Genomic DNA, 10,167 nt, shown 5'->3' on the forward strand with positions numbered 1-10,167 from the left:
GCGGGTGATGGGCTACTGCACGGATGCCGAGTACCACCGCTTCCTGCAGCAGGCTCCGATCTTCGAACGCATGCTGGTCGACGACGGCATCCGGCTCCTGAAGTACTGGTTCAGCGTGTCCGACGTCGAGCAGGAGCGTCGCTTCCGCTCGCGGGCGAACGATCCGATGCGGCGGTGGAAGCTCAGCCCCAACGACCTGCTGTCGATCACCCGCTGGGAGGACTACTCCCGCGCGAAGGACACCATGTTCGTGCACACCGACATCGCCGAGGCGCCGTGGTTCGAGGTCGACAACGAGGACAAGCGGCGCGGGCGGATCAACATGATCACCCATCTGCTCACCCGCATCCCGTACGAGCGCATCGATCCGTCACCGGTCGAGGTGCCCCCTCGCCCCGCATCAGGCGGGTACGTGCGCCCGCTGCGCGATGAGACCGGGCTCGTACCCGACTACGCGGCGGCACTCGAGGCGCATCACCACGCGCACGTCAGTCGCGCAGCCGCACCGACAGACAGGTGACGCATCCCTCGAGCTTCTCGAACTCGCTGATCGGCACCGTGACGACGTCGAGTCCGCGCCCGCGCCAGAGCTCGGCGGTGCGGGGCGCATCCGCCGACATGAGCACGGTGCGCTCGTCGAGCACCACGACAGCGGTGCCGTGCTCCTCGGGCACCGCCGCGAACGCGGCGTAGCCCTCGCGGTCGTCGACGAGGGGTTCGTAGCCGACGATCGTGCCGTCGGGAAGTGCAGTGACCCCCGATTTCAGGTGCAGCACCCGCTCGACCGGGCGCGTGACGACCGTCCATCCACGCGCATCGAGCAGGGCAGCGAGCTGGGCGATACCGGCGGCGTTCGTGCGGGAGGACGCACCGACGTAGACCGTGCGTCCGACCTTCAGCACGTCGCCCCCGTCGAGGGTGCCCGGTTCGACGATCTCGACCGTCTCCAGACCGGATGCCGCCACCACCCGTGCGATCGTGTCCCGCTCCCCGCGGCGCGAGACGGCGCCCGCCCGGGCGAGCACGGCGAGGTCGCCGAAGACGATGACCGCATCCTCCACGAATACGCCGTCGGGCTGATCGTCGGCGGCCTCGGCCTCGAGGATCTCCCATCCGCGCGAGCGGAACGCCTCGACGTAACCGTCCCACTGCGCACGGGCCAACGCGGCATCGACCGGCACGCGGTCGAGGTGGGTCAGCTCGCCGTCGGCCAGACGGCTCGACGGCGGACGGACGATGAGACGCGGCATCCGGTCAGACGCCCGGGTACGACCGCTCCGGCGAGCCCGTGTAGAGCTGCTGCGGGCGACCGATCTTGGTCTGCGGGTCGGTGTTCATCTCGCGCCAGTGGGCGAGCCAGCCGGGCAGGCGGCCGATCGCGAACAGCACGGTGAACATGCGGGTCGGGAAACCCATCGCCTTGTAGATGACGCCGGTGTAGAAGTCGACGTTCGGGTACAGGCGACGCTCCTTGAAGTAGTCGTCGCTCAGCGCGATCTCCTCGAGCTGCTTCGCGAGGTCGAGGAGCGGGTCGTTGACGCCGAGCGCCTGCAGCACCTCGTCCGCCGACTCCTTGACGAGCTTCGCCCGCGGGTCGTAGTTCTTGTAGACGCGGTGCCCGAAGCCCATGAGCTTCACACCGTCCTCCTTGTTCTTGACCCGCTCGACGAAGCGCTCGACGCTCTCGCCGGAGTCGCGGATCTGGCCGAGCATCTTCAGCACGGCCTCGTTAGCGCCGCCGTGCAGTGGGCCGTACAGCGCGTTGATGCCGGCCGAGATCGAGGAGAACTGGTTCGCGCCGGTCGAGCCGACGAGCCGCACCGTCGAGGTCGAGGCGTTCTGCTCGTGGTCCTCGTGCAGGATCAGCAGGCGCTCGAGCGCGCGGGTCACAACGGGATCGATGTCGTACAGCTCGCTCAGCACGCCGAAGTTGAGCTTCAAGAAGTTGTCGACGAACCCGAGGGCGTTGTCGGGGTAGAGGAACGCCTGGCCGACGCTCTTCTTGTGGGCGTACGCCGCGATCACGGGGAGCTTGGCGAGCAGGCGGATGGTGTTCAGCTCGACGTGCTCGGGGTTGTGCGGGTCGGACTCGTTCTCGTAGTACGTCGAGAGGGCCGCGGTCGCCGCCGACAGCACGGACATCGGGTGCGCCGTGTGCGGAAGCGCCGAGAAGAAGCGCTTCAGGTCTTCGTGGAGGAGGGTGTGACGGCGGATGCGTCCGTCGAACTCCTCGAGCTCCGCCGCGGTCGGCAGCTCGCCGTAGATGAGCAGCCAGGCCACCTCGAGATACGTGGAGTGCTGGGCGAGCTGCTCGATCGGGTACCCGCGGTACCGCAGGATGCCCGCATCGCCGTCGATGTAGGTGATCGCGGACTTGGTGGCCGCGGTGTTGACGAAGCCGTAGTCGAGGGCGGTGTGACCGGTCTGACGGGTCAGACTCGACACGTCGATGCTCGGGTAGCCGTCGGTACCCGTCAGCACGGGGAATTCCGCCGTGCGCTCACCGACCGTGAGGGTCGCCTTCAGCTGCTGCGTGTCTTCGTCGCTCACCGCGCCTCCTCGTGAGGGAAATCGTCGAGGTCGTTGCCGCCGAGCGGCAGGATGCGCATCGGGTCCTCGATGCACGCCGACTACAGCCTAGCCGGGCGGGGAGGGTACTCCGTTACCGCACAAAGGTCCGGGCGATCGTGTGGAGGATCACGACGAAGACGCCCGCAGACGGCTCGCTGCGGCCGCGATCCGCTCGTCGGTGGCCGTGAGCGAGAACCGCACATGCTGCGGGAAATGCGGGCCGTAGAAGTGTCCCGGACCCACCAGGATCCCGACCTCCGCGAGGCGCCCGAGGCTCTCCCACGCGTCACGTCCCTCGGTCGCCCAGAGGTACAGACCGGCCTCGCTGCCGTCGATGCGGAACCCCGCGGCCTCGATGGCCGGCTTCAGGATGTCGCGTCGCACCCGGTAGCGATGCTTCTGCTCGGCCACGTGCGCGTCGTCGCCGAGGGCCGCCGCCATCGCCCGCTGCACGGGCGCGGGCACGAGCAGACCGAGGTGCTTGCGGGCGGTCACGAGGCGGGCGACCACGTCCGCGTCGCCCGCGAGGAAAGCCGCGCGATAGCCCGCGAGATTCGACTGCTTGCTGAGCGAGTAGACCGACAGCACGCCCTCGAACCCGCCGCCCGTCACCGACGGATCGAGCACGGACGGCACCGGTTCGCTCGCCCACCGGCCGTCCCAGCCGAGCTCCGCGTAGCACTCGTCGCCGACCAGCAGCGCACCGAGCTCACGGGCGCGCAGGTAGGCCGCGCGAAGGGCGGCCGCATCCCACACGCGACCATCGGGGTTGCCGGGCGAGTTCACCCACACCAGTCGGGTGCCCGCAGGCCATTCCGAGGGATCATCGCTCGCCACGGCGGTCGCGCCGACCAGGCGTGCACCGACCTCGTACGTCGGGTACGCCGCCTGCGGATGGACGACGACGTCGCCCGATTGGAGGCCGAGCAGCAGCGGCAGCAGAGCGACCAGCTCCTTCGAGCCGATCGTGGGGAGCACCTGCGAGACATCCAGCCCGGGGACGCCGCGGCGTCGCGCAAACCAGTCGACGATCGCGTCGCGCAGCGGCGCCGTGCCGATCGTCTGCGGATAGCCGTGAGCGTCGGTCGCGTCGGCGAGCGCACGGGCGACGACCTCGGGCGTCGCGTCGACGGGAGACCCGACCGAGAGGTCGACGATGCCATCGGGATGCCGCCGGGCGGTCTCGGCGAACGGGATCACCGCGTCCCACGGGTAGTCGGCGAGGTCGGCGACCCCCACGGTCAGTGCCCCTGCGGCGGAAGGGCGGCGATGATCGGGTGGTCCTTCGGGATCACGCCGACCTTCGCGGCGCCGCCCGGCGAACCGATCTCGTCGAAGAACTCGACGTTCGCCTTGTAGTAGTCCTGCCACTCTTCGGGGAGGTCGTCTTCGTAGTAGATCGCCTCCACCGGGCAGACGGGCTCGCACGCGCCGCAGTCGACGCACTCGTCGGGGTGGATGTAGAGCGAACGCTCCCCCTCGTAGATGCAGTCAACGGGGCACTCGTCGATGCAGGCACGATCCTTCACATCGACGCACGGGAGGGCGATCACATACGTCACCCGTCCAGTGTAGTCAGGGGTGCGTGACCGGCTGCCGAGCGCGCCGAGCCCGGGAGAGCTCCGGCCAGGCGACGATGACGGCGGCCACGAGCGGCACCACGATCATCCAGACGTTCGCCAGCACGGGATGCAGCTGACTGAAGATGATCGATCCTCCCGCCGACGTCTGGGCCAGCACCCAGGTCGCCCCCATCATGCCCAGGGCGGCCGCGAGCACCGTCCACCGGTCACCCGACAGCAGCCGGAGCGCGAGCAGCAGCGCCGTGGAGCCGATGAGTGCGACGATGAGCCCGAGCGGCAGCCAGCCTCCGACGACGATCGAATGCGCGAACGCACCCGCCGCACCGTAGAACAGCCCGATCGCAAGGGCGAGCACGTATGCGCCGAGGCGCTGCAGCAGGGTCACGCCTCGATGCTACGCGGCCCACCCGAGTGCCCGCAGCGCGGCCGCCACGACGGCCGCCACCACCACCACGACGAGGAAGGGCGCCCGCAGGGCCAACAGCCCTGCCGCGACCAGCACGGCCGGAAGACGCGCATCCACGTGCAGGGCCTGCCCGCTGGCGAACGTCTGCACACCGACGAGCGCCGCCAGCAACGCGACCGTGAGAAGGTCCGCGATGCGCAACGGCCGGGGCGCCTCGAGGAGCGACGGCGGCACGAGATAGCCCACGACCTTGAGGGCGAGGCACAGCACGGCGGCCAGCAGCAGGGCGCTCCAGAGGGTCATCGCACGGCCTCCCCCGCGGATGCACCCGGCCCGCGCCCGCGAGCGCGCCGGCCGCCGATGTCGAACCAGCCGACGACGAGGGCGACGACCGCGGCGAGGATCACGGGCAGCCCCGGCAGAAGCGCCGGCGTGAGCACGACCGCCACAACGGCCGCGGCGATCCCCACGGCGATGGGCTGCGCACCGCGCAGTCGCGGCCACAACAGCGCGAGGAACGCCGCGGCGGCCGCCGCATCCAGCCCCCAGGCACGCGGATCACCCAGCACGTCGCCGAACAGGGCGCCCAGCAGAGTCGACAGGTTCCAGCCGACGTAGATGCCCACTCCCGTCACCCAGAACCCCACGCGGCGCGCCCGCGGCGCATCCTGAGCGAGAGCGACCGCCGTCGACTCGTCGATCGTGAACGGCGCCGCAGCGAGACGTCGACGCAGCGGCCCCCCGATGACGGGAGCCATGCGCATGCCATAGGCGATGTTGCGCACGCCCAGTAGTGCGGAAGAAGCGATCGCGGCGGGCGCCGCGGCGAGCCCGCCGGCGGCGATCACGCCGATGAACGCGAACTGCGACCCTCCGGTGAACATGAGCAGGCTCAGCACGCACGTCTGCCAGATGTCGAGTCCCGATGCCGTCGCGAGCGCTCCGAACGAGACGCCGTACGCGCTCGTGGCGAGTGCGACCGCGAGCCCCTGCCGCCATGCGCGCCGATGCTCGAGCGCGGATGCATCGGGGTCGGGCACCCGCCGAGCCTATCGGCGCGGGTGCGCGCAGCCGGGCATACAGCTACCCTTCCCGACATGGAGCACCGGATCTTCGATACCACTGTCGCGTCGGTCTACCCCTTGTATCAGGCGAAGCTCGAACGGAAGGGACGCACCCGGGAGGAGCTCGATGCCGTCACGACCTGGTTGACCGGATTCGACGACGACGCCCTCGCAACTCGACTGACCGGAGGCGCCACATTCCGCGAGTTCTTCGACGACGCCCGGCTGCCCGACGAGGTCGAACTCATCACCGGAGTCGTGTGCGGCGTTCGCGTCGAGACGATCGAGGACCCCCTTATGCAGAAGATCCGGTACCTCGACAAGCTCGTCGACGAGCTCGCCCGCGGAAAGGCGCTCGAGAAGGTGCTGCGGTCCGCATCCTGAGACGCGGACCGCACCGACTCACGCGTTCGCGTCCTGGCGCTTCAGACGTGCGGTGGCACGACCGCGCTCGGTCGCGTCCAGCACGACCTTGCGGATGCGCACCTTCTCGGGGGTGACCTCGACGCATTCGTCGTCGCGGGCGAACTCGAGGCTCTCCTCGAGGGAGAGCGTGCGCGGCGGCGTCATCGACTCGAACGTGTCGGCCGTGGAGGAGCGCATGTTGGTGAGCTTCTTCTCCTTGGTGATGTTGACGTCCATGTCGTCGCTGCGCGAGTTCTCGCCGATGACCATGCCCTCGTAGACCTCGTCCTGCGGCAGCACGAAGAAGCTCATGCGCTCCTGCAGCGCGATGATCGCGAACGGCGTGACGACGCCCGCACGGTCGGCGACGATCGAGCCGTTCTGACGCGTCACGATGTGACCCGCCCACGGCTCGTAGCCGTGCGAGATCGCGTTGGCGATGCCCGTGCCGCGGGTCGTCGTCAGGAACTCGGTGCGGAATCCGATCAGGCCGCGGGACGGCACGACGAACTCCATGCGCACCCACCCGGTGCCGTGGTTCGTCATCGTCTCCATGCGTCCCTTGCGGGCCGCGAGAAGCTGCGTGATCGCGCCGAGGTACTCCTCCGGCGCGTCGATCGTGAGGTGCTCGAACGGCTCGTGCACCGTGCCGTCGATCTTGCGCGTGACCACCTGAGGCTTGCCCACCGTGAGCTCGAAGCCCTCGCGACGCATGTTCTCCACGAGGATCGCGAGCGCGAGCTCGCCGCGGCCCTGCACCTCCCAGGCATCCGGCCGGCCGATGTCGACGACCTTGAGCGACACGTTTCCGATGAGCTCGCGGTCGAGGCGGTCCTTCACCATGCGTGCCGTGAGCTTGTGGCCCTTCACCTTGCCGACGAGGGGCGAGGTGTTGGTGCCGATCGTCATCGAGATGGCGGGGTCATCGACCGTGATGGCCGGCAGCGGGCGCACATCTTCGGGATCGGCGATCGTCTCTCCGATCGTGATCTCCTCGATGCCCGCGATCGCGACGATGTCACCGGGGCCGGCGGACTCCGCCGGGAAGCGCTCGAGCGCCTTCGTCTTCAGCAGCTCGGTGATGCGGGCGTTGGAGTGCGTGCCGTCGTGACGGACCCAGGCGACCGTCTGACCCTTCTTCAGCGTGCCGTTGAACACGCGCAGCAGCGCGAGACGGCCGAGGAACGGGCTCGAGTCGAGGTTGGTGACCCACGCCTGCAGCGGCGCCTCGTCGTCGTACGACGGCGCCGGCACGTGCTCGAGGATCGCGGCGAACAGGGGCTCGAGGTCGTCGTTGTCGGGAAGCTCGCCGTTGGCGGGACGATTCTGGGATGCCGCACCCGCACGACCCGACGCGTAGACCACCGGCACGTCCAGCAGTGCGTCGACATCGAGATCGGGCACATCGTCGACGAGGTCGCTCGCGAGTCCGAGGAGAAGGTCGTGACTCTCCTCCTCCACCTCGGCGATGCGGGCATCGGGACGGTCGGTCTTGTTGACGAGCAGGATGACCGGAAGCTTCGCCTCGAGGGCCTTGCGCAGCACGAAGCGCGTCTGGGGCAGCGGTCCCTCACTCGCATCGACCAGCAGCACCACGCCGTCGACCATCGACAGTCCGCGCTCGACCTCACCGCCGAAGTCGGCGTGGCCGGGGGTGTCGATCACGTTGATCGTGACCGGCTCTTCGGTGTGGATGCCGTTGTAAGTGATCGCGGTGTTCTTCGCGAGGATGGTGATGCCCTTCTCGCGCTCGAGGTCGTTCGAGTCCATCGCGCGCTCTTCGACGTGCGCGTGCTCGCCGAAAGATCCGGTCTGACGGAGCATCGCGTCCACGAGCGTCGTCTTGCCGTGGTCGACGTGCGCGACGATGGCCACGTTGCGGAGGTCGGGACGGAGGGCGTGCGCCATGAAGGGTTCCTTGCGAAGAGGGGGACGGCCCGGATCCGGACCGCCCCCCATCCTACCGTCTGGCGGCTCCACGCCGCCTGAGGCGCTTAGGACGCGTCCGGGTTGTCGAGGCCGAGGGCTGCGAGACGAAGCTCCCGACGCGCGTGCTGCACCTCGGGGTCGGGAACCGGCACCGCGGCCAGGAGGCGCTGCGTGTACGCCTCCTGCGGGTAGCGCAGGATCTGCTCACGGGTGCCGACCTCGACGATCTCGCCCCGACGCATCACCGCGATGCGGTCGGCGAGGGCGTCGATGACAGCCAGGTCGTGCGTGACGAAGAGGCACGCGAAGCCCTTCTCGCGCTGCAGCTCGCGCAGCAGCTCGAGCACCGTCGCCTGCACCGAGACATCCAGCGCACTGGTCGGCTCGTCGGCGACCAGCAGCTTCGGGTCGAGCGCGAGGGCGCGCGCGATGCCCACGCGCTGCTTCTGACCGCCCGAGAGCTCGTGCGGGAACCGGGACGAGTAGGCCAGCGGCAGTCGCACCGAGTCGAGGAGCTGCGACACACGTGTGTCGAGAGCCTTGCCCTTGAGACCCTGCGAGAGTCGGATCGGCTCGGCGATGGAGTCGCCGATCGTCATTCGCGGATTGAGCGAGCTCGACGGGTCCTGGAACACGATGCCCACGTTGTGGTGCACCTTGCGGATCGCGTCGCGGGTGGGCGTGGAGAGGTCGACTCCGGTGACAGTCAACCGCCCGGAGTGCACCGGGAGCAGGCCGATCGTGGCACGGCCGATCGTGGTCTTCCCGGAGCCCGACTCACCCACGAGACCCAGCACCTCGCCCTGGCGGATCTCGAGCGAGATCTTGTCGGCGGCGCGGAAGGCAGGAACGCGGCCGCGCTTCGGGTACTCGATCGCGACATCCTCGAACTTCACGACGACAGCGCGCTCGACAAGCGGGTCGGCGGCCGCGGCATCCGCGTCGATATCGCCGGCGTCGACATCCTCGAGGGTTGCCGTGATGTCGATGGCCTCCGATGCGCTCGAGCCTTCACCCAGACGCGGCACCGCGTCGAGGAGTGCCTGCGTGTACGGATGCTTCGGGGCCGCGAAGACCTCGGCGACCGTGCCGGTCTCGACGACGTCGCCCGAGCGCATCACGATCATGCGGTCGGCCATGTCGGCGACGACTCCCATGTCGTGGGTGATGAGCAGGATCGCGGTGCCCAGGCGCTCCTGCAGCGACCGCATGAGCTCGAGGATCTCCGCCTGCACCGTCACGTCGAGAGCCGTCGTCGGCTCGTCCGCGATGAGCAGCACCGGGTCGCACGAGATCGACTGGGCGATCATGGCGCGCTGGCGCTGACCGCCGGAGAGCTGGTGGGGGTACGAGGCGAAGGCCTTCTCGGGGTCGGGGAGCTCGACGAGGGTGAGCAGCTCGACAGCGCGGGTGCGGGCCTCCGACGGCGACAGGTGGAAGTGCTGGCGCAGCGTCTCGACGATCTGCGAGCCGACGGTGAGAACCGGGTTCAGCGCCGTCATCGGCTCCTGGAAGATCATCGCGACCTGACGCCCGCGCACCTGCTGCAGCTGGCTGGGGCGCAGCCCCACGATCTCGCGGCCGCGCAGCTTCGCGCTTCCCGCCACTCGAGAGTTGTTGGGCAGGAGGCCGAGCAGCGCCATCGAGCTCACGCTCTTGCCGGAGCCGGACTCGCCGACGATGGCGAGCACCTCTCCGGTGGCGACCTTGTACGAGACCTTCTTGGCCGCGGGCACCCAGACCCCGTCGACGCCGAAGTCCACCGAGAGGTCGTTGACCTCGAGGACCACCTCGCCGGGGGTGAAGCTGTGCGTCGTGGCGTTCATGATGCGGATCCTTCCGGGATCTCGGTGGCGTCGTGGCGACCCGGTTCGGTCGCCGACGCGGATGGGAGGATGAAGCTGTGGATGAGCGCGACACCCTGGTATTCCGACCGACCACGAGCATCGTGCTGTCGGTGAGCGGCTGGGCCCTCATCGGACTGGGAGGGGCGACAGCCGTCGGCTACGCGATCGCGCTCGGGGAGCCCCATCGCCTGTGGGCGCTCGTGCCGGTCGCGCTGCTCGCGCTGCTGGTGTGGGAACTCTTCTGGCGCCCGCGGGTGGTCGTGACGGACGCGGATGTCACCCTCGTGAACCCGTTCCACACCGTGACGGTCGCCTGGAGCAGCCTGATCGATGTCGACACGCGCTTCGCGCTGACCCTCGTC

The 10,167-nt window shown here is 69.2% G+C and carries 11 protein-coding genes and 1 pseudogene; 3 read left to right on the plus strand and 9 right to left on the minus strand.

Annotated features, from left to right (window positions below):
• A pseudogene (locus tag ASG00_RS04680) lies at positions 1-520 on the plus strand (polyphosphate kinase 2); the annotation flags it as partial.
• Here ASG00_RS04680 and ddaH read toward each other — a convergent pair.
• From ddaH to ASG00_RS04715, 7 genes are all read right to left on the minus strand, one after another.
• Complete coding sequence (ddaH, locus tag ASG00_RS04685; RefSeq protein WP_045246965.1) at positions 489-1,250, minus strand: dimethylargininase; 762 nt, start codon at positions 1,248-1,250, stop codon at positions 489-491. The pseudogene ASG00_RS04680 and the gene ddaH sit on opposite strands and share 32 nt — an antisense overlap.
• A 4-nt stretch (positions 1,251-1,254) precedes the next feature.
• Positions 1,255-2,550 carry a citrate synthase gene (locus ASG00_RS04690; RefSeq protein WP_048809218.1) on the minus strand — a complete coding sequence of 432 codons (1,296 nt, stop codon included), beginning with the start codon at positions 2,548-2,550 and terminating at the stop codon, positions 1,255-1,257.
• 147 nt (positions 2,551-2,697) lie between these two features.
• A complete protein-coding gene (gene dapC, locus ASG00_RS04695) occupies positions 2,698-3,810 on the minus strand; it encodes a succinyldiaminopimelate transaminase (protein WP_056207256.1) in 1,113 nt (370 codons plus the stop codon).
• A 2-nt stretch (positions 3,811-3,812) separates the two neighbouring features.
• The gene (gene fdxA, locus ASG00_RS04700; protein ID WP_056207258.1) at positions 3,813-4,133 is read right to left on the minus strand and encodes a ferredoxin; all 321 of its coding nucleotides are present in this window, start codon (positions 4,131-4,133) and stop codon (positions 3,813-3,815) included.
• Between the two features lie 13 nt (positions 4,134-4,146).
• Positions 4,147-4,539, minus strand: coding sequence for a DUF6113 family protein (locus tag ASG00_RS04705; RefSeq protein ID WP_200930856.1), 393 nt, complete (start codon positions 4,537-4,539; stop codon positions 4,147-4,149).
• A gap of 9 nt (positions 4,540-4,548) precedes the next feature.
• Entirely contained in the window at positions 4,549-4,863 is a 315-nt protein-coding gene (locus ASG00_RS04710) for an AzlD domain-containing protein (protein WP_056207260.1), read from the minus strand.
• Complete coding sequence (locus ASG00_RS04715; RefSeq protein WP_056207262.1) at positions 4,860-5,600, minus strand: AzlC family ABC transporter permease; 741 nt, start codon at positions 5,598-5,600, stop codon at positions 4,860-4,862. Before ASG00_RS04715 ends, ASG00_RS04710 begins: the two co-directional genes overlap by 4 nt.
• A 57-nt stretch (positions 5,601-5,657) precedes the next feature.
• Between ASG00_RS04715 and ASG00_RS04720 the strand changes: the two genes are divergently transcribed.
• Positions 5,658-6,008: a DUF2200 domain-containing protein gene (locus tag ASG00_RS04720; protein WP_045246960.1), complete on the plus strand. Its 351-nt coding sequence runs from the start codon at positions 5,658-5,660 to the stop codon at positions 6,006-6,008.
• Between the two features lie 18 nt (positions 6,009-6,026).
• Here the strand turns inward: ASG00_RS04720 and typA are convergent, their stop codons facing one another.
• Positions 6,027-7,937 (minus strand): translational GTPase TypA, encoded by a 1,911-nt coding sequence (typA, locus tag ASG00_RS04725; protein ID WP_045246959.1) that lies wholly within the window; start codon positions 7,935-7,937, stop codon positions 6,027-6,029.
• 86 nt (positions 7,938-8,023) lie between these two features.
• Positions 8,024-9,784 carry an ABC transporter ATP-binding protein gene (locus ASG00_RS04730; RefSeq protein ID WP_056207264.1) on the minus strand — a complete coding sequence of 587 codons (1,761 nt, stop codon included), beginning with the start codon at positions 9,782-9,784 and terminating at the stop codon, positions 8,024-8,026.
• Between the two features lie 77 nt (positions 9,785-9,861).
• On the opposite strand from ASG00_RS04730, the gene ASG00_RS16925 reads away from it, so the two are divergent.
• A partial coding sequence (locus ASG00_RS16925) for a PH domain-containing protein (RefSeq protein WP_235559146.1) occupies positions 9,862-10,167 on the plus strand: 306 nt, incomplete at its 3' end.

It is taken from the genome of Microbacterium sp. Leaf351 (assembly GCF_001423825.1).
GTDB classification, from domain to species: Bacteria; Actinomycetota; Actinomycetes; order Actinomycetales; family Microbacteriaceae; genus Microbacterium; species Microbacterium ginsengisoli.

Coding starts and splice junctions, on each gene's coding strand:
- ASG00_RS04730 (WP_056207264.1), bottom strand. CDS start 9,784: ATGAACGCCACGACGCACAGCTTCACCCCCGGCGAGGTGGTCCTCGAG.
- typA (WP_045246959.1), bottom strand. CDS start 7,937: ATGGCGCACGCCCTCCGTCCCGACCTCCGCAACGTGGCCATCGTCGCG.
- ddaH (WP_045246965.1), bottom strand. CDS start 1,250: ATGCCGCGTCTCATCGTCCGTCCGCCGTCGAGCCGTCTGGCCGACGGC.
- ASG00_RS04710 (WP_056207260.1), bottom strand. CDS start 4,863: ATGACCCTCTGGAGCGCCCTGCTGCTGGCCGCCGTGCTGTGCCTCGCC.
- ASG00_RS04720 (WP_045246960.1), top strand. CDS start 5,658: ATGGAGCACCGGATCTTCGATACCACTGTCGCGTCGGTCTACCCCTTG.